Genomic DNA, 24,803 nt, shown 5'->3' on the forward strand with positions numbered 1-24,803 from the left:
AGACAATGGCGATGGATCGGTTGCAGCGCCTGGTGCTCTCTTTTTATCGAGAGGACCCTTGCATTGAGGCAGAGCTCGAACCGCTGCTCGATTGCCGCATGACCCGCAGTTGGGGGAGCATCCGGATTGAGTGTGTGGATGCAGAGCACTTGGAGGAAGTCAGCGCCTTGCTGAGCCATCTGAGGCTTCCCTTGGCGGCCTTGGGACTTGGCAGGCAGATTGTTTTGCGGGTGCCGGGTTCTTTACAAAGGAGCTATCCCATGCATGTGCCCTTTCATAGTGATCTATTGGCCTAATGCTGAGCAGCGCTCGCCTACAGTGACCTTGAGAGATAAGAAGTTTCTGTGATCACATCGGGAGTGGAACCCAAAGACCTTGCCAAGCGTGGGGAGAGTCTCATCCGTCAGTCGAGCAACCGCTACCTCACTACGGTTCGAATTGCGTTTCGGGCGAAGCAGCGCCGTTTCGATGATTTTGATGGCCTTTTGGAGGAATCGAGTGTGAAGCCGGTTCAGCGAGCCATCGTGGAACTAAGCGACGAGCAGGACCAACCGGATCTACTGCCTGGCTGAGGTGATGATTCAACAGGAGGGCCCTGGCTGGCGACTTGCCAGGGACCCTGCTAGGACAGCCTTTCCGGTGTTGATTGGAGGGGACGGCTGGGCTATCGAGCTCACTCAAGATGAGTGGCACTGTTTGCAGTCTCTGGTTGTTGAGCTCACTGATCAACATCAGCAGCTTGTTGATCAGCTGCTGGCAGAGGAATCTGTCTGCCTGGAGATGGAACGTCAGCCGTGGTGGGCGTGTCTGGATGGGGATCGTCACAGCTGGAGCTTGCAGGTGATTTTGCAGGGCGATGGCGAGAAGTCCCGTGGCGCTGAAGGATGTTGGTCGGTACCTGCTGCGCAAGCGATGGCCACTGCGATGAGAACCACCTGGGACTTTGATCAATGATTAGAGAGGCTGATCGATAGCGGGATCATTGATCTTTCCCCGAGCCTGCACAAGGTAATTCACAGTTTCTCCACAGCTTGCAGGCTTGAATCGCCCTCTCGGCTCAAGCATGTGGAAAAAGGTCTGCTTAGGTGCTTGCCCCCTTGACGTGGATCGTTCTTGCTTCCCATCGAGACTGCATGCTGACAGCCTTGCTGAGGAAGGCTGTCAGGGCGTTGTTCTCGCCATGAGATTGATTGAGATGAGGCCTTTGGTTAGGTCTTGACGGGAGTGGTTCAGGTGTGGAGAACTGGTGTCGTGTTCTGGAGTCAAGATGCACTTGAGGGATGTCCAAGAGATCGCAGAAGAAACTGTGAGACAACCGATGGTGCAATCTCAGAAGGTGCAATCCCAGGAGGTTGTAGAGGATGCCAGGCTGGATGGCGTGGTCAGCTTCCAGGCCGAACTGCCTCTGCCTCTGCAAGAGGCCATGGCAGGCTTTATCGAGACATGTCCCAATTGGGATCAGTATCGGTTGATCAAAGCAGCTTTGGCTGGCTTCCTTGTGCAGAACGGGGTGGATTCAAGAGAGATCACCCGTCTTTACGTGGCAAACATGTTTCGCAGCGATTCTCTGATGCAGGGATTTTGAATGCTGCTGCTGGCTTATTCGTTAGTGGCAGCAGGGTGCGCCTTACTTGGCTGAAGCGTCGTTAGTTTGCTTGTGGTTCGAGCACCAGACATGTTCTTGGTATCTGGTCTGACGACAAGAGCAGCTCTTTAGTGTTTGTTTTTTAGGAAGGCTTAGTGGAGTGGTCCAAGCCATTGCAGCAGATCATTGGCAGTGCTTTTGGGAATCGGCAAGATTGAGAGGCGATTGCCCTTGCGAAGCACTGGTAGTTGCTCAGCGCTGTATTTGTCCCGCAGACTTTCTAGACTTAGGAGTTCGCTAAAGCGTCCGAGATAATGCAGTCGAACGCAATCCCAGCGCGGCTTGTCTGGTGATGACTTCGGGTCGTAGTACTTGGCTTTTGGATCAAATTGTGTGGGGTCCACCAGGCCGGTTTCAATGACCTCCATGAGCCCTACGATTCCAGGAGGCTTGCAGTTTGAGTGATAAAAGAATGCCTTGTCTCCTATGAGCATCGAACGCATAAAATTGCGTGCTTGGTAGTTGCGAATCCCATCCCAGAGGGTGTTGCCTTCTTTTTGGAGGTGGTCGATGCCGTAGGCATCGGGCTCGCTTTTCATCAACCAGTAGTTAGGGTCTTGTTTTGCCATGGGATCTCAAAAGAAAGTGGTGGTTTGGATAAAGTTTTGCTAGCCCCCTTCCTTGGGGTCTTATTCGTTATGAACCTTTCTAGCTAATCTAGCTATAGAGTCATTCCTTTGAAAAGGTAATTAACTTGATGCCAATCCCTATTGAAAATCTGTGTCTTTGGATCTGATTGCTTGCTATCGCAACACTGGTTTCGAGGCTGTTGCTGATGGGGTGATGTCATTCTTTGATCGGCGCCTTGATCTTCAACATAGTGGAGTCGCATTCGGCAATAACTCATCTTCATCCGAGGCAGAACCAGCCAAAGTTTCAACCGATATCAGCCTTGTTGCAATTGATAGCTCAGATCCAGAGGCATTTGCTCTTTCAGATGTGATTGTTCGAGGTGTTACTGCTGCTCTCGATCAATATCTTAAGGATCGTCCGTTATTTAGAGACTGCTCTCCAGAACAGTCTCTGTTTGTTATCCCGATTTTTAATATCCAACGTTATGGTCCTGGGGAAGGTTTCAAACGCTGGCATTGTGATTGGACTATCAGCGATGAGGCAACAGAGCCTGTTCATAGAATGCTTGCTTGGATCCTTTATTGCAATAATCTTGATTCGGCTGGTACTGAGTTTTATTGGCAGCAACATCATGAACCTGCAGAGCGAGGAAAGCTAGTCATTTTCCCTGCAGGCCCATCTCATATTCATCGTGGCCGAGTGAATCATAAAAGCACTAAAACGATTGCTACAGGCTGGATTAATGCAGGCAGTAGAGACTCTTATCTTTCACGTTTGGCAGCCTCTTGAAACTTTTTTTTCAAAAGCAAATTCTCAGCCCAAGATTCATAAATTTTTTACACTGAGTTCGTTAAATGTTGATTCTGCGACTCTTTAGTGAATTGTTGCCTTTGCTGGCAATCGGCTATTTGATTGGTCGCTTTAAAGCAGAACTTGCATCTCAAATAGCGCCACCTCTTATCAACTTTGGTATACCAGTAAGCCTGATGGGTCTTCTGCTCAAGAGTGGGATGGATTGGCGCCTTTTTGAGGCCCTTGCGATGTCATTGCTTACGATTGGATTGCTGATAGTTGTCATTAGAACTTTCCCAAAAATCAGAACTATTATTGGTAATCGAAGTTTGCTTTTGGGTAGTGTCTTTGGGAATTCAGGCCATTTAGGGATTCCTGTTTCATTGGCTCTTCTGCCAAGTCAAGCACTCAGTTTTAGTATTGGTTATGACCTTGCCTCCACGTTACTTGTATGGAGTTTAGGACCCATACTTTTCGCAAACTCCTCATCCGAATTGAAGGGCAGAGCTGCTTGGACTAATCTTTTAGGTGTTCTGACTAGTAGTCCTGCGACGAAGGGATTGGTTGGGGCATTTTTTGTTCAGTTGACTCCATGGAATGATCAAATCACCTCTGCTCTTTGGGCCCCATCCAGAATTTTGATTGTTCTAGCTCTAATGATTGTTGGGATCCGTTTGGGCTCTTTTGGGTCTGTTAATAATCCAGGAATTGGTAACTTGTTCTCATTAGTTGGGCCTAGCTTGCTGATAAAGCTGATGTTCCTTCCTGCCTTAATGTTGACTCTTGCCAAGGTTTTTGGTTTGTCAACTTTGATGTCTAATGCCCTTGTCTTGCAGGCGGCTACACCCACAGCTATATCAGTTTTGTTGTTAGCGGAAGCAAGTGGTCAGGAGCAACACGTTGCGGCTTCTTTAGTGGCTTGGAGTACTTTGATCTCATTGGCGACAATCCCTATTTGCTATTTAGTTCTTCAATCGATTAATTGATTCAAGAATTGAATTTATTCTCAAAAAATCATAGAGGCGACTTCTTGTTAATGAATTGCCTGAGTTGGCTAAAGATTTTTGATTACCGAAGTATCTTGGCTCTCTTTCAACAGGAAGTTTTCACTGGTTACTCGTTGACGGTCTGTCTTGTTTTGGCCATGGGGCAGATTTGAGGAATTGATGTTCGTGCTGCTGCTAAGGTGTGTTTTGAAAGCATTTCTCGATGAGTTTTATAGAATGCTAATTGTGGTAGCAGTGATAAGATCTAGGCCTAGAGATTATCAAAAATGAGTTTATATCAACGATGTTAAGTTGTCTCAGCAATTGCAGTGCTTGAGTAGAGCCTCAATGAGGTATCTCCCTCTGGGCTTTTAATTGCTAACTTCTGCGCTCTTGCAAGTTCTAAACGCACTATGATGAGCACGAGCAGTCTGCAAATCTTACCGATGGATTTTTCTGGTCCGGGTGCAATTGATCAAGCGATTGAGGCAGGGATAGATCTTGATGGCAGCCCCATTCCTGTGGAGATGCTCAAACTCTACAAGGAAGTCATGGATCAAGAAGGTGCGAGAAAGAGAAGTGGTGTTAAGAAGTCAATGCGTAATCGAATTGTCCGTTCAGGAGCCAAGCATTTCGATCAAGAGACCCTCAATCAACGTCTTATCGCCGCTGGATGGGAAGGCTTGAAGTCAAAGGAGATTGAGTTTTTCTTCAGCTGATTCAGACTGCATAAGTGCGATATCTTTGATAAGCCATTTGTCGCTCGTTAACCTTTTGCTAGCTACCTCTAGGCCGAGAGTTGTTATCAAATAGACACTTATATTCGTCAATAGATTTTGATTTGACTATTGCTCTAGACGTTGGTGTGATTAAATTGATTAGTATGAGGGTGATTGTTCTTTGTCTAGCCGCGAAGCCAAGCATGAAAGCAGATTGACAAGTCTTCCTGCTTCACATGAGCTTTTAAAGCTTGAAGCCTCGGCGAGAAAGCAAGGCAGCGGGATTGAGATTAATTCACTCAATGGACTTTGGAAGTTTGTATCTGTTTGGAAGCAAGGCAAAGAGAAAAAAGACTTCTTCTCTTCTTTGATGCTTCGATTTTTTTCTGCGAGCCTAGAGCTCAGACAAGAGAATGGGAGTCATGAATGCTTGCCTTTGGTGATTGCTAACTCTGTTTGCATTGGCTTGCTAAAGCTTGAATTCACGGGTCGAGGAGAGCTCAAGGGATCGCAGCCTCTACTGTCTTTCTTTTTTGATCGAATCACTGTTAGTTTTGCTTCAAGGGTTTTATGGAGCCGCTCGCTTGATGTTCCCGAAGAGAAAGAAAGGCCTTTCTTTGCTCTGATCTCAATGGCCTCGAATGGAGAGTGGCTGGCGGCTAGAGGCCGTGGTGGCGGCCTTGCGCTTTGGCTCAAGGGCTAAATCAATCAAGCAGCCCATTAAGGTTTAATACTGCCCTGGCTATTAGTAATCGAAAAGGAAGTAGGATTGCCGTTAAAAATAGAGCACCAGTAGCATCATTGTTAAACAGAGGAATGAGCATGAAGTTGAAGCTAGTGATCAGTTAGCCGTTGATTAGGACGTTAAATGTGATGAAACCAGGCTACTGAAATGTTCGCCGCGGGCTTCGAAGTCTTGGTATTGATCAAAACTTGCGCAGGCTGGTGAAAGCAACAGGCAAGCGACTTGTCGCTCTAGACCCAGTGGAATGGCCAAAGTCACAGCAGCGTTGAGGTTGCTGCAGCAAAGCAACTCACCACGAGAACTAGAAGGATGTTATGTAGATTTGGCAGAGAAAATTTTGCCTAGGAAAATTTGACAATATCTCTGATGCCATTGTCAATGGCTCTTGGGAGCATGATTTGCACAAGGGCTTTTCATGTTTGTTGTAAGTAGCAATTTAATCAGGGTTAGTAAGAGATAAATGCTGATTCACAATTGTATCTTTTATAAGGCTTTCACTTGCCCCAAAGCTGGAGGATTGCTTCGATGACCTCCACTACAATGCTGAACCTCTAGAGCAGCTTTCAGGCTTCTCACCAGTAATAGGCAATGGCTGATAATTGATAGTAAAGAGTTTCTTTAAGTAAAGAAGTTATTTTGCTATTTGATTGATCTAATTTTAATAGCAGGTTGCAGATCTCTTCTTGGTTGGAAGTGAATGCTTTGTTTAATATTTCCCGAGGTTTGTATTCTGGGAATGGCTTTAGAGTTGCAGTTAGTTGTCTGATTGGGAAAGTAGGGTCAAATTTATTGCCAATGGGTAAATAATCAAGCAACAACTCATTGTCTTGATTTTCCAAGTGGATTAAACCTTCTATTCCTGATCCTCCTTGAATTCGAACTGGTTTCTTAGTTGTGGAGACATTGATTATGATAGGGAAAGAAAATGCAAAAGGCTCTTTGCTGCTAAAGCCATAGCCAAAAAATATCCTTATTGGATCATTGCCTTTAGAATAACTATGTAGGAACTCATGATCCCCTTTTCCCTTTTCAGTGGAAATTCCTGAATTGGCATTGGTTGAGAATGTCTGAAAATTATGATTGTGATTGACGAGTTCAAAAATAGGAGCTAAGCATTTCTCGTTTTTGTAATCTATAAATCTAGACTGGATAAAATTGTTAAATATAACTTCTTGCCAATTTCCTTTATGCCTAGCCTTTAAGTCTAAAGCCCCTAAGTTTTCAAGCAGTTTAATAACCTCTAATGGTAATTCTCTAAGGCCATCCTCGAACTCATTGATCTCGTCCCATATACAAGTTTCAAAGGCAATAGATTTAAGGTAACTATCTATGAATATTTTTGTTTCAGGTGTATAAGGAGAGTCGCGATTGATTTTTATTTCTTTGGAGTCAATGTGTAGGTATTTAGCATTAATCAGCAAGTCTTCTGGAACTTGAATTTTTGATGGAAGTTCTGGATCCAAAGGGAATATTCCTCTCCCATAGGCCCCTTTTCTGAGGTCGATATTTTCTGCTACTCCACCAAGAGCCCGAAATTCAATGAGGATTTGTTGCCAGGAATTAACAGCCATCTTTTTTAAATGAATGCTGTGGGGATAGTCCGATCAATCAAGTCAATAGAATGATCTCTCAATTAAACCAAATTTAAATCGTCTAGTTGGATGCGGTAATGGATCAGTATGTTTCTATTTATTACTTCGAGGTGAGCTCAAGGGAAGGAATTCTCTACTGTCTTTCTTCCTTAATTGAATCACACTTGGCTTTGCTTTAATGGTTTTATGGTGCCGCCAGATTGATGAGCTGAAGAGAAAGAAAGGCCTTTCTTTGCTCTGATCTCAATGGCCTTGAACGGAGAGTGGCTTGTGGCTAGAGGCCGTGGGGCGCCCTCGCGCTTTGGCTCAAGGGCTAAATCAATCAGCTCATGAAGGTTTAATGTTGTACTAGCTATTAGTAATCGATAAACCAGTAGGATTGACGTTGCAAATAGAGCGTAATCTCCATCATTGTCGAACAGAGGAATGAGTTATGAAGTTAAAGCTAGTGATCAGTTAGCCGCAGATTAGGCCGTTAAATGTGGTGCAATTAGATTGCGGAAATGTTCGCCGCGGGCTTCGAAATCTTGGTACTGATCAAAACTTGCGCAGGCAGGTGAAAGCAACAGGCAAGCGGCTTGTCGCTCTACGCCCAGTGGAATGGCCAAAGTCACAGCAGCGTTGAGGTTGCTGCAGCAATGCAACTCACCACTGAAGCCAGACGTTTTGATCAGCTCTTGCAGTTCTGAAGCGCCTGCACCAAACAGGATTACAGCGCAGGCTTTCTGATCCAATTGCTTGAGCCATCCAGAAGCCTCGCCCTGTTTGGTTTGCCCACCTGCCAGCACAACGGCAGGAGCAGGGACGGCCTTGAGGCCCACACAGGAGGCGTCATAGTTCGTGGCCTTGCTGTCGTTGTAGACGCTCATTTGCTGGATATGCCCAAGCTGTTCGAGTCTGTGAGGCACGCCTGGGAATGAGCGCAGGCTGTCTTCGATGGCCTTTGCTGGCAACCCCGTTTGCCGGGCTGCGGCTGTCACTAGCAGCAGGTTTTGAAGATTGTGTTGTCCAGGCATGGCCAAAGCCGAAGCGGCAAAAAGCGCTCCTTGCGGTTCTCTAACCAGCCCCTCCGCATCAATCCAAAAGTCGGCGCGATGGTTTGCAGTACCAGGCCCTTCGCTGCTCACCCACAGCCCCTTATCCCAGCTGGATCTTTGGCTGCGCAGATCTGGATCATCGCCATTGAAGATGCGGATCTCTGAGCGCTCCAGTAGGCCACGCTTGATCGTTCGGTAAGTATCAAGGGTGCCGTGGCGTTCGAGGTGGTCGGGGGTGAGGTTGGTCCAAATGCCAATGCGAGGGGCAATCTCAGGGGCGGCTTCGATCTGGTAACTGCTGAGTTCCATGACCAGCCAGTCGGGGCGTTGTGCGTTTGGTTGCCGCCATTTGAGTGCGACTTCAGCCGCGGCATGGCCAACATTGCCGCCCATTGGGGCTCTGAGGCCATTGCTTTCAAGCACATGATTGAGCAGGTGGGTCACTGTTGTTTTGCCATTCGTGCCGGTAATGGCGATCCATGGCAGATGGCTCAGGCTTCGCCAGGCCACTGCCATCTCTCCATCGATGTCGATGCCGCGTTGACGCAGTGCAGTCAGTGTTGGGTGGTCCCAGGCGATGCCAGGGCTGATGACCACGGCATCAAGTTGATCAAGCAAAGGGATGAAGCTGTTCAGCTCTAGAGGTTTGCCTAGCTCGACAGCAATTCCCTGCAGACGTAGATCAGCTGCCAAGCTTTGGAGATGGGGCTCGATGCTGCGCTCAAGCACTGTGACTTGATGTCCCTCTGCTTGCAGAAGTCGTGCCGCACCGATGCCGGAGCGTCCAAGCCCCACGACCACAGTGCGTGCCATCGATGAGTCCTGTGTTTGTAAGGGGAGTGGGCGATACTGGAATCGAACCAGTGACTCCTACCGTGTCAAGGTAGTGCTCTACCTCTGAGCTAATCGCCCGCGGGGCCCTTCGATCAGAGTGAGTGGTGACCGGTGGCTTTTCAAGAAGCGAAGCTAGCAGCCTGGCGATACGAATCTTCAGTGCCGCAGCATTTCCACCCGCCAGCGCTGACGCTTGGTCATTTCCAGCGCCAGCACTTTGAGCGTGCCTCGACCCTGAAGTTGCAGGCGATCGCCCACTACAAGTTCTCGACTTGTTTGTCGGACTGGTTCCCAGTTCAGGCGCAGATGACCTTGCTTGATTTGATTGACCACCTTGGCCCGCGATAGACCAAAGCCGGCCGAGGCGATTGCATCGATCCTGCAAGAGGCCTCAACACTGTTCAATCGGCGGGTCAGGCGATGAGCTGGTGGCTGCAGTTGAGCTACTGCCACGGCTTCACAGGTGATCTCTACCTCTCGCACCCTGCTGCTGCGGCCGTCGAGATTGACGGCTAACTCAGGAGTGCAAAGGGCTTGTGCACCGCGATCACCACGAATCCACAGATCTCCAAGTTGTTCTGGTTGAGCGTCGATCGCCTCTAGGGCTTGGCGGAGATCTGTGGGGCTGGGGGAATCAAATAAAAAGTTGCCATGCAGCAGCAGACCATGAATCGGGGCTGCTTGTGAGGGAGTGGGGTGATGGTGATCCTCGCTGCGCCAGCAACACAGCCGCTGGCGTTCAGCGCCAGGGTGACCACCGTCGGCGTGCCAGTGCAGATCAGTGAGGGTGGAAAACCGATGCAGGGCTTGCTCCCGCAAGGGAGCAGAAACAAACGCACTCCAGCTGGGCTGCCAGGTCCGTAACACAGTTTCTGCCTGGACCAGCAGGGCTTCCATGCCTTGTGGATCCAGGCAACCTTTGAGCAGCTCTTGCCGCGGCAAGATCACAGTTCGCTGAGGCTCGTTAATGCGAGGGGATTTGCGTCTCGTAGCACTTTCCAGGGCAAATCGATGCCCATTGGGGTCTCTAGCAGCAGCAGCCACTGGCCTTGGTCATGGCGATTGCGCAGGATGCGAACGTCTTCAGCGTTTGGAATTTTGACGCTGATTGCGGCTGCATAACTACCCATCCAACCTGAGACGAGGCCCAGCAGTCCTCCGATGATTGATGCACCCAGGTTGCCGTAACTGGCAAAGGTATCCATGTCTGTACTGAGCGTGATGAAGATGCCGAAGATGAAGCCAAACGGCAGCAACCAGACGGCCATCAGTTTTTGACGACGGCTACGGGTCAGCTTGGGGCTCAGCCTCTCGATTGAATCAATGTCCATCGATTGGAGTGGGTTGCCATTTCCCTTGGGCTCTGAGGCCGTTCTCTCAGGTTGTGTTTCTGAGTTGGTTGCCGGCTGAATCAGCTCACAACGGGTTAGCGGGGTCTCTGCTGCCTTGAGTTGTTCATTCAATTGATCTGCGTGGTCTCTTTCGGCGAGAACAAGAACGCAAATAGCCATACAACACACCTCAATCGTTTGAATTCTGAACCCTGTTTTGTGATCTGCAGGGCTTGGAGCATGTAGATCTCTACAGTGCCCTGCTGCAGTCTTGCGACGGTTGATGACGAAAGTTCTGGTTTCAGACCCTATCGACCAAGCGGGAATTGACATCCTCGCTCAGGTTGCACAGGTGGATCAGCGTGTGGGCCTGTCAGAGGATGACCTCAAGGCGATGATCGGCGACTACGACGCTCTGATGATTCGTTCTGGCACGCAGGTCACGGCGGATGTGATCAAAGCCGGCGCACGTTTGCGCATCATTGGTCGGGCAGGTGTTGGCGTCGATAATGTTGATGTGCCGACGGCCACCCAACAGGGTGTTCTGGTGGTGAATTCGCCGGAAGGCAACACTATTGCTGCTGCCGAACAAGCGTTGGCTTTAATGCTTTCGCTCTCTCGGCATGTGCCTCAGGCTCACGCCAGCACGATGGCTGGGGGTTGGGATCGCAAGAAATATGTAGGGAACGAGCTCTATAAGAAAGTTCTTGGCGTGGTTGGGCTCGGCAAGATCGGCTCCCATGTGGCCCGGGTCTGCAATGCCATGGGTATGGAGGTCATCGCTTACGACCCCTTCATCTCTGCGGACCGTGCTCAACAGATGCAGGTGCGACTCTCAAGCTTGGAGAATCTTTTTGAGCAGGCCGACTACATCACCTTGCATCTCCCTCGTACTCCCGATACCGAGAATTTGGTCAATGCGGAATTGCTGGGCAAGATGAAGTCCACAGCAAGGCTCGTGAACTGTGCTCGCGGTGGCATCATCGATGAGTCGGCTCTGGCTGATGCCTTGACGGCTGGAGTGATTGGCGGGGCTGCCTTGGATGTTTATGCCCAGGAGCCATTGGCTAGCGATTCGCCGCTGCGCTCTGTGCAGGATCGCTTGATCCTTACGCCCCACCTTGGAGCTTCGACGACGGAGGCGCAGGAGAACGTGGCTGTGGATGTTGCGGAACAGATCCGAGACGTCCTGCTTGGCCTCCCTGCCCGTAGTGCCGTGAACATCCCTGGCCTCAGTGCAGAGATCATGGAGCGGCTCAAGCCTCATTTGCAATTAGCCGAGACCCTGGGGCTGTTGGTGAGCCAGCTCTCCGGAGGACAGTTGCAGGAGCTTGAAGTTCGTCTTCAGGGGGAGTTCGCTCAGCATCCCTCTCAGCCTCTGGTGATTGCTGCTCTCAAGGGCGTGCTGACCAGTGCCCTTGGCGATCGGATCAATTACGTGAATGCGTCCTTAGAAGCCAAGGGCCGTGGCATTCGTGTCTTGGAGGTCAAGGACGAGACAAGTAAGGATTTTGCCGGGGGGTCCTTGCAACTGACGACTCGTGGTGACCAGGGCGGTCACAGCGTGACGGGTGCGGTGTTTGCCAATGGCGATCTGCGCATCACCACCATTGATGAATTCCCGGTCAACGTGTCGCCTAGTCGACACATGCTGTTGACCAGGCACCGCGATATGCCTGGGATCATCGGTCAGTTGGGCTCCGTGCTTGGTGAACACAACGTCAACATTGCATCGATGCAGGTGGGGCGTCGCATTGTGCGCGGTGATGCGGTGATGGTGCTGAGCATTGATGATCCAATTCCGCCCAGCTTGCTGGTCACCATCCATGCGATCAATGGCATTAAGGAAGCCCATCCGGTCACCCTCTGATCAGGGCTGATGAGATGAATTCTGCTGCTGCTCTGCGCTGGTGGCGTCTTTCTCTGCCCATTGCAGTTGAGCTGGAAGAGTCGCTCATCTGGAAGCTGACAGATCTGGGTCTCTGCCGACTTGCTGTTCAACATGCGCCTGAGAACTCTGAGCGCACTCTTTTGGCATGGTTGCCATCGTCTGAGTGGTCCGAGTCGGACAGAGATCAGCTGATGGACAACCTGCGTCCTCTGGCAGAACCGTTTGGCCTGAAATTAGCCAACCCCACTTGGTGCGAGGTGGCCGATGAAGACTGGAGTTTGAACTGGAAGGAAGATTGGCAACCCGATCCGGTGGGGCAGCGTCTGTTGATCTTGCCGGCTTGGTTGGATCTGCCGCAGGAGTATGCAGATCGGCTTGTTGTGCGACTAGACCCTGGCAGTGCTTTTGGTACTGGCAGCCACCCAAGCACTCGCCTTTGCCTGGAGGCGCTGGAGAGGAACCCACCGCTGGGCTTGAGGGTTGCAGATCTCGGCTGTGGCAGTGGGGTGTTGGGTTTCGCCGCACTTGCTTTTGGAGCTAGACAGGTGCTGGCCGCTGATACGGATTGCCAGGCTGTCTGCGCCTCTAGAGCTAATACAGAGCTCAATCAGCTCGATTTAGATCGTTTAAGGGTTGTTCATGGTTCTGTGGAGGCTTTGTCAGCGCAGCTAGAGGGAGAGGCCGCCGATCTGCTGCTCTGCAACATCCTGGCGCCTGTGATTGAGGTTTTGGCTCCAAGCTTTGATCAGTTGTTGAGTGCCAATGGTCGAGGTTTGCTCAGTGGTTTGCTGGTGAAGCAAGCGCCAAGGCTTCAGATGGTTTTGGAGGCGCTGGGATGGCGGGTGAATAGCCTGACTGAGCAGGGCTGCTGGGGGCTTTTAGATGTGTCTAAGCGGTAATTCTGCGCAAATTTATATATAAGCCAGAGTTATCAGTACTCGTTCTTTGATTGGCCTTGGCCGGGCAGATTGCACGATCAGACTGAATTTTTGCCGGGAGGGTGTTAGAAGGAGCGGTCCAGGGGCGTTTTACTTCTGGATTTCTATGCGTTTCCATCCATTCCATGGCTTCCTACAAAGTCACCTTGATCAGCGAGAGCGAGGGCCTGAACAAGACCATTGAGGTTCCCGATGATCAGTACATCCTTGATGCTGCTGAAGAGCAGGGCATCGACCTGCCCTACTCCTGTCGTGCCGGGGCCTGCTCCACATGTGCAGGCAAGCTCACAGGTGGTTCTGTTGATCAGTCTGATCAGAGTTTCCTCGACGACGATCAGCTTGAGGCTGGTTTCGTGTTGACCTGCGTTGCTTATCCAACCTCTGATTGCACCATCAAGACCCATGCTGAGGAAGAGCTCTATTGAGCTCAGGGCAGTTGTCTCTGTTCCCGATCAGTGCTTGCGAATCGGGATCCCATCAGCCACCCTCAGCGGGTGGCTTTTTGCTTCAAGGTGGTGCTGATGACTCTGTTTTAGATGTGACGTCTGTTGCCCCTGCTAGAGCGGATGTCGATGTTGTGTTGGCGCACGGCAGCATTCACACCAGTCCTGGTGGGCAATACAGTTTTCGTGTGATCGGTTCTTGTTGCCGGCTGTTTGATCGCGAGGAACTGCCATGGCCTTGCTGTCGCCTTGCCTGGCGGAGCAAGGAGCCCAGTTGGCGGCGTGTGGGCCGGCGCTTTGTTGCTGATCTAGCGGCTCGTCGTTGTCCGTCTTATGTCGTCGAGCTATTGCAGCCTGGTTCAAAGCCCACAGTCACAGTGCTGACGTTGTTTTCTCAGCGCTTGACGCCGGGTTTGCAGGAATGGTGGTATAGCCGTGGGCAGCTCTCAAAGGACCCCGCAAATCTGCTGCCAGCTTCGATGCTGAATGCAAGCGAAGAGGCCCCATCGTGTTGATCGGCTAAGGGCTGATTGGCTACTGGCTTGGCATTTCGATCAACGGAGAGCTTGTCATGAGTGCGATTCGCTTGGAAAGCTGATCGAAGTTATTGATAGAGCATTTGTCAGCTTCGGATCACATCAACAAGAAGCCAAAGCAGTTTTCTTTGAACGAAGTTATGCGGATAGAAGCAGCAAATGATTTGTTAGGAAGGGACGTATTGATAAAATTATGAGCCTGGAAACTGCTATTGATTGTGCTGAACAGGCTGCGTAAAAGCCTTTTTGAAACATGATTAGGTTATGAGCAAAGCCAAACTTCGATTCTCTTCTAAAAGTTACAGCTTGGATCTCAAGAAGCTTTTCTGTTAAACACAAGAAGGAATGAGATCACTTGCCTTATAGCTTTCATATGCTTAGATTGAATGGGAGTGGGATGATATTTATTTGTCTCCATCTCTCAACCCTAGCGGTTGCAAGTACAGTCAGAAATGTGGAAGTTCGTTCATCTATTGATGTGCAGTCAGTTGGCGGCTGGAGGTATTATTGCGCCATGCTTCGCCTTTCGATGGATGGCTCATTTTTGTTTTTCCTGGTTATAGATACCAAAGAATTTTGTTGATAACTGCAGGCCATGTTTCTGCTAGAAGTGATGCTGGCTAGCTGATTAGTCGCTTCAATTAGAGGTTAAAGAGAGCCCTCTTGAATGGCTCACCTTTGCTTTCAGTTCTGCAATCCAAATGCTTAAGCAAGGTGTGGTTCTTGAGCAAGCTGTTGAGAAGGCTTGATTGCTTTAAGGCTTGTCTTTTGCGGCAATCCTTGAGCTATGAGCAGCAGATCTTTGTTTAGAGCGCAGGCGAAGCCTCTCAGAGGCGATTGTTCTGAAGATCGGCGCCTGATTCAGGCCAAGCCTTCAAGCCAATCATTCCACCCCGCTCGAGAGCCACAGGGCAGGCTGCATCAGTCTTGAGGCAGACCCTCGCCTGCAACCTGCTCATTTGATCTAGGGCGATTTGCTAGTTCCCCTGGGAGGTTGAGAGTGCACAGCTGACAAGCCTTGTCTCCTAGAAGAGATATCTCTCAATCAGCTTGTTCAATCAGCGATCACGACAGGAACAAACACTGGAGTTTTAGATCGCTATTGATTTTAAATTGCGATTGAAGACAAGACTCTGGCGAGCGTGATCACTGCCAATTTTTTAGGCAAAAAAAAGGACCCCAGCTTTGGCTGAGATCCCATGATTGTTTTTGCTTCTTAAGCGATCAGAAGTAGATCTTGCCACCACCCCATTGGTCGCCCTGTACTTTCTCAGCCGTGAGGATGTAACCGGCGATTAGGCGCAGGTCTTCATCGTTGAGCGTGCGCATCTGCACGTAGACATCGCTGCTGCTGATGCCTGGGTGGGTGTCAGCAATGCTGTATTCCCCGTCATATGACATGGGATTTTTCAGGAATTCGACCAGGCCGTCCACGTTGTCACGAGCAGGTGATGCCAGTGAGAGAGCCTCAAGGTCGAGACCAACGTTTTGATTGGTCTTGGTGACGCCTTGGTTATGGCAGGTGGCGCAGTTGCTTTTGAAGAGCTTGCTAGCGCTCTTGATTTCTGACTCGGTGAAGGTCACCTGCTGTCCGCCTGTGCCTGCGGGAACGGTGAGGGTCTCGGCATCCCATTGGGCAGCCATGGCCGGAGAGCTAATGCTCAAGCCAATTATTACGGGCAACACGATCAATAGTTTGATCAGGGACCGTCCCAGGGATGCAAAGAGAGAGGCCATGGAATACGCCAGTTACTGACAGAAGCGACAACACCTTGTATCACGGGGCGGGAGCTCTAAGGGCCGTAATCAAGAACTGTTGCAGCGCGGAGCGACTTCAAAACTGAGGAAATCCTTGGCGAGGATGGTGTTCGAAAAGATCGCTTGAGCTTCTCGTAGCAGGTCATTTGGGGTGACCGGATTGCCTGGCGCATAGCGGGGACTGAGGTGGGTCAATACGAGTTTCCCGACGCCGGCTTCGGCAGCTGTTTGGGCCGCCATGGTGCTGGTGGAGTGCTGCTTCTGATAAGCCATTTCTGCTTCGCTATGGGCGAAGGTTGCTTCGTGGATCAGCAGGTCTGCGCCTGCGGCTAGCGAGACAGCAGCTTCTGAAAACACCGTATCGGTGCAGAACACGATGCTGGCGCCTGGGCGATCTGGTCCGCAGAAGTCCCGGCCATCCACCACGCGACCATCATTGAGGCTGACCTGTTCCCCACGCTTTAAGGCGGCATAGACGGGGCCTGGCGGGATGCCGAGGCTTTGGGCTCGTTCAAGGTTGAAATGGCCTGGCTTGGGTTTTTGCTCCACGCGATAGGCGTAGGCCGGCACGCGATGAGTCAGCGGGGTGCAGCGCACCAGGATGTCTTTGTCTTCAAATAGAATCAGGTTCTGCTCTGCTGCGTCTCGCACGCGATGAACCTTGAGGGGGTATCCGATCCTGGTGGAGCTATTGCGCAGCACGCCTTGCAGATAGCTTTCCAGTGGATCGGGGCCGTAGAGATCCACTCCGTTGCTGTTGCCGGATAGGCCGAGGCTGGCCAACAGACCCGGCAGGCCAAACACATGGTCGCCATGCATGTGGCTAACAAACACTCGTCTGAGTTGAGACAGACGCAGATCGCTGCGCAGGAACTGATGCTGAGTGCCTTCTCCGCAATCAAACAGCCACAACTCAGCACGTTGGGGCAGCCGCAGAGCCACGGAAGAAACATTGCGGGCTCGTGTCGGTACGCCCGAGCTGGTGCCGAGAAAGGTGACCTGCAAGGCCTTGCACACCCCAAAGACCATGCTGCCATGGCTTGGGGCCTGGCCTGGTTGTTGTGATCGGGGCACACTGAATGTCCTTGTTGAACATGTTGATTGGCTTTGCCAGCGCCGCTATGGGCTATGGGATTGGTCGGCGGGGTCACACTCACGGCCGTAAGCCCTGCTGCCGAGGTGATTGCTGTGCAGGAGCCAGTGATGCGGGTGCTGGTGCTGGAAGCATCAGCTCTGCGTCTGCGGGCTGATGCTGAGCAGCCTTTGCTTGTGGCAGGCCTGGGTTCGAGGGAGCAGAGGCTGAGGGCGCTTTCTGTTCGCAAGCAGCGCGGTCAGCTGCGGCTCACCCTTGAGGGGCGGTCGCGGCGATCGCTATCGCTTGCTTTGCAGCGTGAGCTCAGGGTTCGCAGTGCAGACCCACGCGGGATATGGCTGGGCAAGCGTCGCTATCGCGGTGAGTTGAGGGTTCGATCTGTTGATGCAGGCTTGCAGGTGGTGAACCACCTGCGCGTGGAGGACTATCTGGCCAGTGTGGTGGGCAGTGAGATGCCGGAATCCTGGCCTCTGGCTGCACTGCAGGCCCAGGCGGTGGCCGCTCGCACCTATGCCCTCGCTCAACAAGGCAAAGCAGGTGGTTTTGATCTCAAGGCCACCGTTGCCAGTCAGGTATATCGCGGTGTGGAATCTGAAACCGCCAACACCCTGAAGGCGGTGGAAAGCACCCATTCGCTGGTTTTAGTGCATGGCGGCAAGTTGATCGATGCTGTTTTTCACAGCAGCTCTGGCGGGGCAACAGAAGCCAGCGGGGCGGTATGGAGCAAGCAGCTGCCTTATCTGGTCAGCGTGCCGGACCACGATCAACACAGCCCTGTGCATCAGTGGGACGTGTGGTTTGAGCCGCATCAGTTGCGAAGAGCGTTCCGCGAAACCGGTGGTGTGAGCAGCATTGATGTGTTGGGCACCACGGGCACGGGCAGAATTCGCCAGGCTCGTGTGCAGGGGCCTCGTGGTGATTTGCTGCTGAGCGGCAAGCAGCTGCGCCAGCGTTTGGGGTTGAAGAGCACCTTGGTGCGCTTTGAAATGCTTGCCTCGAAGTCAGCAAAGCCTGGCGCAGGCGTTGGCCGTCAGCGCTTTGTGCACAGCCTTGGAAAACGCAACTCTGCTGGGGCTGGCACGGTGTTGATGGGGTCTTGGCGTGATGGCGCAACAGGCAAGAGCTTGTTTGCACCCAGCGTTGATGCCAATGCCAGTTTCATCGGCTTGACTCCGCCGCCGCCTTTGCCATCGCTGCCGGTTCGCTCAACACGCCGTTCGCGCCATCAGCCGCTGATGTTGCTGGCGATGGGGCAAGGTTTTGGCCATGGCGTGGGCATGAGTCAGTGGGGTGCCCATGGCCTGGCGCAACGGGGTGCAGATTTCCGCCAAATCCTCAATCACTACTACCGAGGCGTAGAGATTGTTCCCTATCGCCAGCTACAGAATTCCTCTTTGGCCTTCCTGTGGCGCTCTCGCCAGCCTGGAATAGTTGAGAGAATGGGAGACGCCTAATTGAACCTCTTGCGGCCTTCTGTCGCCTCTGAGCAAGGGTTCGCGAGCACGATCACGGTGCGAGAGAACCTGCCAAGCCTTGTGGAAGCGGTTGTTGATGCACTTGAGGGGCATCTAAGGCAGCGGCTGGGGGAGCAGAGGCCGAAACCGCTTGGCTTGGCCACTGGCCGCACGATGGTGCCGATCTATGCCGAATTGGTGGCCCGTTTACAGCGTTGGCCAGCTGATGAGCTGGAGCATCTGCGGCGCAGCTGGTGCAGCTTCAATCTCGATGAGTATGTGGGTTTGGGGGCAGCTGATCGGCGCAGCTTTGCGGCCTATATGGCGCGTCATTTAGGCAAGCCGTTGCAATTGAGCCCGCAGCAGTTGCATCTTCCCGATGGCGAGGCGATCAATCCAGAGCAGCAGGCTGGCAGTTATGCCGCTCAATTGCAGAGTTTTGGTGGTGTTGGTGTGCAATTGCTGGGCTTAGGCAGGAATGGCCATGTGGGCTTCAATGAGCCGCCTTGTGGCCCAGCGGCGGCTTGCCGTGTGGTGGCGTTATCGCAGTCCACCCGGCAACAGAATGCTGCTGCTTTTGGTGGTGATCCCAGCCAGGTGCCATCTCAAGCACTCACGCTTGGATTAAAAGAAATACTCGCGGCTGATGAGATTCATCTGATCGTGACGGGTGAAGCCAAGGCAGAGATTCTCAAGGCGTTAATTAATTCGCCATGTACTGAACAGTTGCCAGCAAGTTGGTTGCGCAATCATCCTCGGGTTTCACTTTGGGCAGATCAAGCAGCTCTTATTGGAGAGATAGCTCCTGAAGCGAATTTCAGCTAAAGCTGGATTGAAGATAATGATCTTGTTTTCCAAGAAGGAGCGTAAATCCTTGTTTAGGGAAGAGCTAAAGAGAGAAAACAGTAAAAGCAGATGATTGGCATTTGATTTAATGCCAGTGAGGCATTAGGCCATAGATAATTTATTGGGTCAATGTTGACTCTGGTACATAATATTTCTCGTAAAGTTAATAAATGAGAGTATCTATATTTAAGTTGTATGGCCGTGGCGGTCTTGAGTTCTGGGATTCAAACCGCGGCACTGATTGGCGTGCCTCCGGTGGTGTCACCTTCCAGTTCTAAGAATCACTGTTCAGCATTCAACTGAAACCGCTGGGTGTCGTGATCACGGCATCAGCGGTTTTTTTTGGCCGTCTTATCCCCTTCTCATGTCGTTACAGTCGTCGTGGTGGTGGTGCTGCTGCCTAGTTATCTCGCCATTGTGTCTTGCCAGCTCTCTAGGTTTGAGCTGATCTGATGCACATCGTCGAGCTCATCTAGTGCATCCAGCAATTGCAGGCATTGGTCTTCGCTTTTTTTATCTGCTTGGCTGATCGTGGTGAGTGGTCTCCAGCAGTGTTCCCATCCCTCAACAATCCAGCCTTGATCCTTGAGCCCAGCCTGCAGGCCTTCTAGAGCATGAAACGGGCCATACACCACAGCGCCATCGTCGATCAATTGATAGCCATCAGCTTCAAGCTCCAGCAGGTTTTCCAGCAGTGCATCTTCTGAAACCTTGCCCCCATCTTGTGCAGACTGCGCACTCAAATACACTTCGCTGCGTTGCTCAAACAAGTAGGCCACGCAGCCGCTTTCGCCCAGATTGCCGCCGTGTTTACTGAAGGTGAGGCGTAGGTCTGCGGCCGTGCGATTGCGGTTGTCGGTGAGCGCTTCGACCAGCACCGCGACGCCTCCAGGGCCATAGCCTTCATAACGGATGGCTTCCAGTTGGCATGCGCCGTTTTGGTCGTGGCCGGAGCCTTTTGCAATCGCGCGCTCAATATTGGCCGCAGGCATTCTTGCGGCTTTGGCTTTGTTGATTGCGGTACGCAGTTGAAAATTACCGTTTGGGTCTCCGCTGGATCTCGCTGCCACAGTGATCTCGCGTGCTAGGCGGGTGAACACAGCACCTCGCTTGGCATCCACCACCGCTTTGCTGCGTTTGATTTGAGACCATTTGCTATGGCCGGCCATGGCGGAGGCTGATGAGGTCGTTGCTTGACCATCAACGCTAGGGACGTTCGCGTTGAACGACAGTGTTGCGATCATCCCCGTGCGTTGAACACAACTTTGGGCTTAAGTGTTGTGTTGTCTTCCCAGTAGGCCATGCCGGAAACTTCGCCTCTGCAGTCGAGCACCACGAGCATGGGCTTGTTTGCGCTTGGCTCAGTTTGGTTTGGATCAGATTCTTGCTGATCAGAGGCCAGAGGTTTGGGTGCTGGTTGGCATTGATCTGGATGGGCGGTAATGCGTCGCCCGCAGCTCCAGCTCTCCTGTTCTTCTTCGTTGAGTTGCAGTCTTGGCAGGTGTGCAAGGGCCGTGAGTGGCGCCAACACAGCAGGCGGAGTCGTTAGGGCTGGATTGTCTCGATCGGGTAGTGGTACGGCTTGTTGCTCGTGAAACCCCAGTGCCTTGGTTCGCTTTAACCACCCCAGACAAGCGCCGCAGCCAATTAATTCGCCTAGATCTCGTGCGAGAGAGCGAATGTATGTGCCTGATGAGCAATGCACGTTGAAGTCGATTTGGCCCAGTTGTTGGTTCCAGCTGAGTAGCTGCAAGCGATCAATCGTGATCGTTCGCGCTGGAATTTCCATCGTTTCTCCCCTGCGGGCACGTGCATGGGCGCGTTCCCCTTGCACATGCACGGCTGAAACTTGCGGTGGCCGTTGCTGAATCCTGCCGCGAAACGGCTCGAGATAGGTCTCGATCTCTGCTGTGTTCAATTCAGGCCAGGCTTGCTTGGAGATCAGATCCCCTTGTTGATCGTCGCTACTGGTGCGTTGGCCCAGTTGGATGCTGCCGCGATAGCTCTTGGCGCCGGGTAGATAGGGCAGCAGCCTGGTGGCATGCCCTAGGGCGATGGGCAAAACTCCTGTTACGGCAGGATCAAGCGTGCCGCCGTGGCCCACGCGCTTGAGGCCAAACACGCGCCGCATTCGGCTCACACAGTCGTGGGAGGTGAGCCCAGCAGGCTTGTCGATCACCACAAAGCCGAAGGGAACAGTCACCTGATCAGCAGCGTTCAGTTTGTGACTGCTGCTGCCCGCATTGTCTGCAAAGGCTGAGATTGCTCAGCTGGAGGCAACCACACTGATGCGCTTGCGGTTGCGCAGGCTGCGGCGAATGCTTTCGAAGGTCACCACACCATCTGTTAGAGCGAAGAGGGTGTCGTCTTTGCCCTGGCCAACGTTCACCCCTGGCAACACTGAGGTGCCGCGTTGGCGAATCAGGATCGACCCTGCTGTAACGGTTTCGCCGCCATAGGCCTTCACGCCAAGACGCTTGGAATTTGAATCGCGGCCGTTGCGTGTGGAGCCTGTGCCTTTCTTATGAGCCATGGTGATTTAAGCGGTATTGAGAGCAGTGTATGGAGGGGGTGGTTAGCTGAGTGCTTTGCCGTCTATTGAAATGGATTGAACCATCACTCGCGTGAGTTCTTGGCGGTGTCCATTTTTGCGTCTTGTCTTCTTCTTGGGGCGCATTTTGTAGACGATGATCTTGGGGCCACGGCGGTGGTCCATCACCTTCAGTTCCACGCTGGCGCCCTTCACGTAAGGCTGGCCAACTGTGGCGTCATTCTTGCCATCCTTGATCAGCAGTACCTTCTCAAGGGTGACGGTGTCATCAACAGCCGCTTGCAGACGGTCTAGGTCGTAGTAACGGTTGGGTTGCAACCAAAACTGCTGGCCAGAGGCCTCAACGATGGCGTATGAATCACTTTGGTCTTTAGCTTCAGCTTTGGCTGCAGCGGCTTTTTGCTTTGCAGCGGGTTTCTCGGCCATGGGTGGTTTAAGACGCGTTCAGGCTCGGAATCTGCAGAGCTGGGCTGATAAGCGCCGCACCACTTTGACCGATTTGGCCTGACTCGCAATCGAGGGTCAAACAAATATTTTCCCGCGTTTAGGCGCCTTTAGTCAAGATTGAACGCTGATCCCTGAGCGTCAAAACCTCGGAGCGAAGCCGACTTTGATCATTGCTTCTCTTGCGGCGCAACACACCAGCATTCTTTGATGTTTGCTGTGATTGGTGTTTTGCCAGCCCTGCTCTGCCTGAGGATGTTGTGCTCGCAGGCCTAGAGAGTCTCTGATCAGCTTGTTGCAGCCTCAGTTGTCTTGAGGAGAGGTTTTCGTTGATGCAGAGATCGAAGCATGAGTGATTTTCGAGATTCTTGCGCTGTTCCCCTGGCCCTAGATCGCGAGTTGATCGGCATTGTTTGCTGTTTGATCGATCACCTAGGTTGTGGAGATACATATGGATCTCATTGACGCTTTCTGGCAAGAGTTCAGACTTGAGTTGCATGAGAGAGAGTCATCGCCGGGCGTTCTGTTCGCATTGCTCGATCTAGCAAAACACCTTTGAGTGATGCTTCAACACTCGCTTTCCGCAGAAGTACCCCTTTTGTTGATATCAATCAGTTCCGATTTAGAAGATGCTTCTGAGATGCAATTATGAGCCCAAGAAAAACCTACATCCTCAAGTTGTACGTCGCAGGGAATACCCCTAATTCGATGCGGGCGCTTAAAACTCTGCGCGACATTCTCGAGAACGAGTTCCGTGGCGTGTATGCGCTCAAGGTGATCGATGTGCTCAAGAATCCTCAGCTTGCAGAGGAAGACAAAATTCTGGCGACACCAACCTTGGCCAAGATCCTGCCGCCACCGGTGCGCAGGATCATTGGTGACCTCTCAGATCGCGAACGGGTTTTGATTGGTCTTGACCTCCTCTATGACGAGATCTATGACGAGATTCCTGAGGAGATGCTCGGCTCAGCGGAGCTCGATACGTTGGCAGACGATGACATTGCGTCGCCAGATTCTTAAGGCTCGCGGTGCAGCGCTTTGTTCCAGGGCTGATTCTCTCTAGCGTTTGAGTAGAACGTCCTAGCTATGCAGTCTTTTAGTGCCGGTGGCTCCTCCCAGATGCAGGTGCAGAAGCTGCCTACTGGGATCGAAGGTTTTGATGACATCTGTCATGGCGGCTTGCCGACGGGGCGTAGCACGCTGATCAGTGGCACGTCGGGTACAGGCAAGACAGTTTTTTCACTTCATTTTTTACACAACGGCATTACCCAGTTCGATGAGCCTGGAATCTTCGTGACCTTTGAAGAGTCTCCATCAGATATTTTGCGAAATTCCGTCAGCTTTGGTTGGAATCTTCAAGAGATGGTGGAGCAGGATAAATTATTCATACTCGATGCTTCACCGGATCCTGATGGTCAGGATGTTGCAGGCAGCTTTGATCTTTCAGGGTTAATTGAAAGGATTAATTATGCCATTGTTAAATATAAAGCGAAACGGGTGGCAATCGATTCAATGACAGCCGTTTTCCAACAGTACGACGCAATTTCTGTGGTGCGTAGGGAAATCTTTCGCTTGATTGCACGTCTTAAGGTGATTGGCGTTACCACCGTAATGACCACAGAACGGATTGATGAATATGGCCCAATTGCACGCTATGGGGTAGAGGAGTTTGTCTCCGACAACGTCGTCATCCTACGCAATGTTCTTGAGACTGAGAAGCGTCGACGTACCGTTGAGATTCTCAAGTTACGTGGCACAACTCACATGAAGGGTGAGTTTCCATTCACCATGGGCACCCAAGGCGTCAGCGTCTTTCCTTTAGGCGCAATGCGGCTTACGCAGCGTTCCTCCAACGTGCGGATTAGTTCTGGTGTTCCTCATCTTGATGAGATGTGTGGTGGAGGTTTCTTCAAGGATTCGATCATTCTTGTTACTGGTGCAACGGGCACTGGTAAAACCCTTTTGGTGTCGAAGTTTATTGAGGATGCTTTCCGAAATAAGGAACGCGCGGTTTTGTTTGCCTATGAGGAGTCGCGAGCCCAACTGCTGCGTAATGCCACCAGTTGGGGGATTGATTTTGAAGAGATGGAAAGTGAAGGCCTGTTGAAGATTATTTGTGCTTATCCAGAGTCGACTGGTCTGGAAGATCATCTGGAGATTATTAAAACGGAGATTGGACAATTCAAACCATCGAGGATGGCGATTGATTCACTTTCGGCCCTTGCACGTGGCGTGAGCCTCAACGCCTTTAGGCAGTTTGTGATCGGAGTAACAGGTTATGCAAAGCAGGAGGAAATAGCGGGATTCTTTACCAATACTGCTGAAGAGTTTATGGGAAGTCATTCGATTACTGACTCCCATATCTCCACAATCACAGATACTATTCTGCTGCTTCAGTATGTGGAGATCCGCGGCGAGATGGCCAGAGCTGTGAATGTATTCAAGATGCGTGGCTCCTGGCACGACAAGAGAATTCGTGAGTATGTTATTACTGATAATGGCCCACAGATTAAAGACTCATTCTCTAACTTCGAACGGATCTTCAGTGGTGCTCCTCATCGTATTGCTGACGACGAACGCGCTTAATGCTCCTTC

The 24,803-nt window shown here is 51.6% G+C and carries 30 protein-coding genes and 1 tRNA gene; 16 read left to right on the plus strand and 15 right to left on the minus strand.

Going from position 1 to position 24,803, the window contains the following annotated elements; genetic code table 11:
• Nucleotides 1–11 precede the first annotated feature (11 nt).
• From SIB79_RS01140 to SIB79_RS01155, 4 genes are all read left to right on the plus strand, one after another.
• Nucleotides 12–296, plus strand: coding sequence for a hypothetical protein (locus tag SIB79_RS01140; protein WP_063403791.1), 285 nt, complete (start codon nt 12–14; stop codon nt 294–296).
• A 48-nt stretch (nt 297–344) separates the two neighbouring features.
• Complete coding sequence (locus SIB79_RS01145) at nt 345–572, plus strand: DNA-directed RNA polymerase subunit omega (protein ID WP_011130810.1); 228 nt, start codon at nt 345–347, stop codon at nt 570–572.
• 4 nt (nt 573–576) lie between these two features.
• Complete coding sequence (locus tag SIB79_RS01150; protein ID WP_063403792.1) at nt 577–954, plus strand: DUF1818 family protein; 378 nt, start codon at nt 577–579, stop codon at nt 952–954.
• 364 nt (nt 955–1,318) lie between these two features.
• Complete coding sequence (locus SIB79_RS01155) at nt 1,319–1,585, plus strand: DUF2811 domain-containing protein (RefSeq protein ID WP_063403793.1); 267 nt, start codon at nt 1,319–1,321, stop codon at nt 1,583–1,585.
• A 152-nt stretch (nt 1,586–1,737) separates the two neighbouring features.
• On the opposite strand, the gene SIB79_RS01160 is transcribed toward SIB79_RS01155, so the two are convergent.
• Entirely contained in the window at nt 1,738–2,214 is a 477-nt protein-coding gene (locus tag SIB79_RS01160; RefSeq protein ID WP_063403592.1) for an EVE domain-containing protein, read from the minus strand.
• Nucleotides 2,215–2,371: 157 nt separating this feature from the next.
• Between SIB79_RS01160 and SIB79_RS01165 the strand changes: the two genes are divergently transcribed.
• The 4 genes from SIB79_RS01165 to SIB79_RS01180 all read left to right on the plus strand — a co-directional run bounded on the left by SIB79_RS01165 (nt 2,372) and on the right by SIB79_RS01180 (nt 5,418).
• Nucleotides 2,372–3,007 (plus strand): 2OG-Fe(II) oxygenase, encoded by a 636-nt coding sequence (locus tag SIB79_RS01165; RefSeq protein ID WP_063403794.1) that lies wholly within the window; start codon nt 2,372–2,374, stop codon nt 3,005–3,007.
• A gap of 65 nt (nt 3,008–3,072) precedes the next feature.
• Entirely contained in the window at nt 3,073–3,996 is a 924-nt protein-coding gene (locus SIB79_RS01170; RefSeq protein WP_063403593.1) for an AEC family transporter, read from the plus strand.
• 446 nt (nt 3,997–4,442) lie between these two features.
• Nucleotides 4,443–4,715, plus strand: a complete 273-nt coding sequence (locus SIB79_RS01175) for a DUF4090 family protein (RefSeq protein ID WP_063403795.1) — start codon at nt 4,443–4,445, stop codon at nt 4,713–4,715.
• Between the two features lie 439 nt (nt 4,716–5,154).
• Nucleotides 5,155–5,418: a hypothetical protein gene (locus SIB79_RS01180; protein WP_236072628.1), complete on the plus strand. Its 264-nt coding sequence runs from the start codon at nt 5,155–5,157 to the stop codon at nt 5,416–5,418.
• A 153-nt stretch (nt 5,419–5,571) separates the two neighbouring features.
• Here the strand turns inward: SIB79_RS01180 and SIB79_RS01185 are convergent, their stop codons facing one another.
• From SIB79_RS01185 to SIB79_RS01210, 6 genes are all read right to left on the minus strand, one after another.
• Nucleotides 5,572–5,718 (minus strand): hypothetical protein, encoded by a 147-nt coding sequence (locus SIB79_RS01185; protein ID WP_413681126.1) that lies wholly within the window; start codon nt 5,716–5,718, stop codon nt 5,572–5,574.
• A 314-nt stretch (nt 5,719–6,032) separates the two neighbouring features.
• Nucleotides 6,033–7,031 (minus strand): hypothetical protein, encoded by a 999-nt coding sequence (locus tag SIB79_RS01190; RefSeq protein WP_063403594.1) that lies wholly within the window; start codon nt 7,029–7,031, stop codon nt 6,033–6,035.
• A 488-nt stretch (nt 7,032–7,519) separates the two neighbouring features.
• Nucleotides 7,520–8,902, minus strand: coding sequence for a UDP-N-acetylmuramoyl-L-alanine--D-glutamate ligase (gene murD, locus SIB79_RS01195; protein WP_063403595.1), 1,383 nt, complete (start codon nt 8,900–8,902; stop codon nt 7,520–7,522).
• A 27-nt stretch (nt 8,903–8,929) separates the two neighbouring features.
• A tRNA-Val gene (locus SIB79_RS01200) sits at nt 8,930–9,001 on the minus strand.
• A gap of 78 nt (nt 9,002–9,079) precedes the next feature.
• Nucleotides 9,080–9,871 (minus strand): photosystem II S4 domain protein, encoded by a 792-nt coding sequence (locus SIB79_RS01205; RefSeq protein ID WP_063403596.1) that lies wholly within the window; start codon nt 9,869–9,871, stop codon nt 9,080–9,082.
• Nucleotides 9,868–10,434, minus strand: a complete 567-nt coding sequence (locus SIB79_RS01210) for a hypothetical protein (protein ID WP_063403597.1) — start codon at nt 10,432–10,434, stop codon at nt 9,868–9,870. The genes SIB79_RS01205 and SIB79_RS01210 overlap by 4 nt, the downstream gene beginning before the upstream one ends.
• 103 nt (nt 10,435–10,537) lie before the next feature.
• Between SIB79_RS01210 and serA the strand changes: the two genes are divergently transcribed.
• The 4 genes from serA (at nt 10,538) to SIB79_RS01230 (ending at nt 14,041) form a co-directional block, all read left to right on the plus strand.
• Complete coding sequence (gene serA / locus SIB79_RS01215; RefSeq protein ID WP_063403598.1) at nt 10,538–12,124, plus strand: phosphoglycerate dehydrogenase; 1,587 nt, start codon at nt 10,538–10,540, stop codon at nt 12,122–12,124.
• Between the two features lie 14 nt (nt 12,125–12,138).
• Nucleotides 12,139–13,044, plus strand: coding sequence for a 50S ribosomal protein L11 methyltransferase (prmA, locus tag SIB79_RS01220; protein ID WP_063403599.1), 906 nt, complete (start codon nt 12,139–12,141; stop codon nt 13,042–13,044).
• Nucleotides 13,045–13,208: 164 nt separating this feature from the next.
• Nucleotides 13,209–13,508 (plus strand): ferredoxin, encoded by a 300-nt coding sequence (locus tag SIB79_RS01225; protein ID WP_011130797.1) that lies wholly within the window; start codon nt 13,209–13,211, stop codon nt 13,506–13,508.
• Nucleotides 13,509–13,621: 113 nt separating this feature from the next.
• Nucleotides 13,622–14,041: a hypothetical protein gene (locus SIB79_RS01230; protein WP_041385151.1), complete on the plus strand. Its 420-nt coding sequence runs from the start codon at nt 13,622–13,624 to the stop codon at nt 14,039–14,041.
• Between the two features lie 848 nt (nt 14,042–14,889).
• On the opposite strand, the gene SIB79_RS01235 is transcribed toward SIB79_RS01230, so the two are convergent.
• The 3 genes from SIB79_RS01235 to rnz all read right to left on the minus strand — a co-directional run bounded on the left by SIB79_RS01235 (nt 14,890) and on the right by rnz (nt 16,825).
• Complete coding sequence (locus SIB79_RS01235; RefSeq protein WP_268873544.1) at nt 14,890–15,021, minus strand: hypothetical protein; 132 nt, start codon at nt 15,019–15,021, stop codon at nt 14,890–14,892.
• A gap of 265 nt (nt 15,022–15,286) precedes the next feature.
• Entirely contained in the window at nt 15,287–15,799 is a 513-nt protein-coding gene (psbV, locus tag SIB79_RS01240; protein ID WP_063403601.1) for a photosystem II cytochrome c-550, read from the minus strand.
• Nucleotides 15,800–15,868: 69 nt separating this feature from the next.
• Nucleotides 15,869–16,825 (minus strand): ribonuclease Z, encoded by a 957-nt coding sequence (gene rnz / locus SIB79_RS01245; RefSeq protein WP_063403797.1) that lies wholly within the window; start codon nt 16,823–16,825, stop codon nt 15,869–15,871.
• A 123-nt stretch (nt 16,826–16,948) separates the two neighbouring features.
• Here rnz and SIB79_RS01250 point away from each other — a divergent pair, with 123 nt between their 5' ends.
• Both SIB79_RS01250 and SIB79_RS01255 read left to right on the plus strand, forming a co-directional pair.
• Entirely contained in the window at nt 16,949–18,367 is a 1,419-nt protein-coding gene (locus tag SIB79_RS01250; protein ID WP_063403602.1) for a SpoIID/LytB domain-containing protein, read from the plus strand.
• Nucleotides 18,368–19,192, plus strand: a complete 825-nt coding sequence (locus SIB79_RS01255) for a glucosamine-6-phosphate deaminase (RefSeq protein WP_063403603.1) — start codon at nt 18,368–18,370, stop codon at nt 19,190–19,192. It abuts the gene before it with no gap.
• 425 nt (nt 19,193–19,617) lie between these two features.
• On the opposite strand, the gene SIB79_RS01260 is transcribed toward SIB79_RS01255, so the two are convergent.
• The 5 genes from SIB79_RS01260 to SIB79_RS01280 all read right to left on the minus strand — a co-directional run bounded on the left by SIB79_RS01260 (nt 19,618) and on the right by SIB79_RS01280 (nt 22,707).
• Nucleotides 19,618–20,382, minus strand: a complete 765-nt coding sequence (locus SIB79_RS01260; RefSeq protein WP_063403798.1) for a YebC/PmpR family DNA-binding transcriptional regulator — start codon at nt 20,380–20,382, stop codon at nt 19,618–19,620.
• Between the two features lie 71 nt (nt 20,383–20,453).
• A complete protein-coding gene (truB, locus tag SIB79_RS01265) occupies nt 20,454–21,416 on the minus strand; it encodes a tRNA pseudouridine(55) synthase TruB (RefSeq protein ID WP_063403604.1) in 963 nt (320 codons plus the stop codon).
• Nucleotides 21,417–21,479: 63 nt separating this feature from the next.
• Complete coding sequence (gene rpmA / locus SIB79_RS01270) at nt 21,480–21,746, minus strand: 50S ribosomal protein L27 (protein WP_011825214.1); 267 nt, start codon at nt 21,744–21,746, stop codon at nt 21,480–21,482.
• 42 nt (nt 21,747–21,788) lie between these two features.
• Complete coding sequence (gene rplU / locus SIB79_RS01275; RefSeq protein WP_063403605.1) at nt 21,789–22,190, minus strand: 50S ribosomal protein L21; 402 nt, start codon at nt 22,188–22,190, stop codon at nt 21,789–21,791.
• Nucleotides 22,191–22,308: 118 nt separating this feature from the next.
• On the minus strand, nt 22,309–22,707 hold the full coding sequence (locus SIB79_RS01280; protein WP_063403606.1) for a hypothetical protein: 399 nt from the start codon (nt 22,705–22,707) through the stop codon (nt 22,309–22,311).
• Between the two features lie 149 nt (nt 22,708–22,856).
• Here SIB79_RS01280 and kaiB point away from each other — a divergent pair, with 149 nt between their 5' ends.
• The gene (gene kaiB, locus SIB79_RS01285; RefSeq protein ID WP_063396291.1) at nt 22,857–23,228 is read left to right on the plus strand and encodes a circadian clock protein KaiB; all 372 of its coding nucleotides are present in this window, start codon (nt 22,857–22,859) and stop codon (nt 23,226–23,228) included.
• A 66-nt stretch (nt 23,229–23,294) separates the two neighbouring features.
• Entirely contained in the window at nt 23,295–24,794 is a 1,500-nt protein-coding gene (gene kaiC, locus SIB79_RS01290) for a circadian clock protein KaiC (RefSeq protein ID WP_063403607.1), read from the plus strand.
• The last annotated feature ends 9 nt before the right edge of the window (nt 24,795–24,803 follow it).

The organism is Prochlorococcus sp. MIT 1342 (assembly GCF_047304495.1).
In the GTDB taxonomy this organism is placed as follows: domain Bacteria; phylum Cyanobacteriota; class Cyanobacteriia; order PCC-6307; family Cyanobiaceae; genus Prochlorococcus; species Prochlorococcus marinus_D.

Excerpts from the sequence above, each read along its gene's own strand:
- SIB79_RS01140 (WP_063403791.1), top strand. The coding sequence starts at position 12 with ATGGATCGGTTGCAGCGCCTGGTGCTCTCTTTTTATCGAGAGGACCCT.
- SIB79_RS01150 (WP_063403792.1), top strand. The coding sequence starts at position 577 with ATGATTCAACAGGAGGGCCCTGGCTGGCGACTTGCCAGGGACCCTGCT.
- SIB79_RS01155 (WP_063403793.1), top strand. The coding sequence starts at position 1,319 with ATGGTGCAATCTCAGAAGGTGCAATCCCAGGAGGTTGTAGAGGATGCC.
- SIB79_RS01160 (WP_063403592.1), bottom strand. The coding sequence starts at position 2,214 with ATGGCAAAACAAGACCCTAACTACTGGTTGATGAAAAGCGAGCCCGAT.
- SIB79_RS01170 (WP_063403593.1), top strand. The coding sequence starts at position 3,073 with ATGTTGATTCTGCGACTCTTTAGTGAATTGTTGCCTTTGCTGGCAATC.
- SIB79_RS01175 (WP_063403795.1), top strand. The coding sequence starts at position 4,443 with ATGGATTTTTCTGGTCCGGGTGCAATTGATCAAGCGATTGAGGCAGGG.
- SIB79_RS01190 (WP_063403594.1), bottom strand. The coding sequence starts at position 7,031 with ATGGCTGTTAATTCCTGGCAACAAATCCTCATTGAATTTCGGGCTCTT.
- murD (WP_063403595.1), bottom strand. The coding sequence starts at position 8,902 with ATGGCACGCACTGTGGTCGTGGGGCTTGGACGCTCCGGCATCGGTGCG.
- SIB79_RS01210 (WP_063403597.1), bottom strand. The coding sequence starts at position 10,434 with ATGGCTATTTGCGTTCTTGTTCTCGCCGAAAGAGACCACGCAGATCAA.
- serA (WP_063403598.1), top strand. The coding sequence starts at position 10,538 with ATGACGAAAGTTCTGGTTTCAGACCCTATCGACCAAGCGGGAATTGAC.
- prmA (WP_063403599.1), top strand. The coding sequence starts at position 12,139 with ATGAATTCTGCTGCTGCTCTGCGCTGGTGGCGTCTTTCTCTGCCCATT.
- SIB79_RS01225 (WP_011130797.1), top strand. The coding sequence starts at position 13,209 with ATGGCTTCCTACAAAGTCACCTTGATCAGCGAGAGCGAGGGCCTGAAC.
- SIB79_RS01235 (WP_268873544.1), bottom strand. The coding sequence starts at position 15,021 with ATGAGCAGGTTGCAGGCGAGGGTCTGCCTCAAGACTGATGCAGCCTGC.
- psbV (WP_063403601.1), bottom strand. The coding sequence starts at position 15,799 with ATGGCCTCTCTCTTTGCATCCCTGGGACGGTCCCTGATCAAACTATTG.
- SIB79_RS01250 (WP_063403602.1), top strand. The coding sequence starts at position 16,949 with ATGGGATTGGTCGGCGGGGTCACACTCACGGCCGTAAGCCCTGCTGCC.
- SIB79_RS01260 (WP_063403798.1), bottom strand. The coding sequence starts at position 20,382 with ATGGCCGGCCATAGCAAATGGTCTCAAATCAAACGCAGCAAAGCGGTG.
- rpmA (WP_011825214.1), bottom strand. The coding sequence starts at position 21,746 with ATGGCTCATAAGAAAGGCACAGGCTCCACACGCAACGGCCGCGATTCA.
- rplU (WP_063403605.1), bottom strand. The coding sequence starts at position 22,190 with ATGGCCGAGAAACCCGCTGCAAAGCAAAAAGCCGCTGCAGCCAAAGCT.
- SIB79_RS01280 (WP_063403606.1), bottom strand. The coding sequence starts at position 22,707 with ATGCAACTCAAGTCTGAACTCTTGCCAGAAAGCGTCAATGAGATCCAT.
- kaiB (WP_063396291.1), top strand. The coding sequence starts at position 22,857 with ATGAGCCCAAGAAAAACCTACATCCTCAAGTTGTACGTCGCAGGGAAT.
- kaiC (WP_063403607.1), top strand. The coding sequence starts at position 23,295 with ATGCAGTCTTTTAGTGCCGGTGGCTCCTCCCAGATGCAGGTGCAGAAG.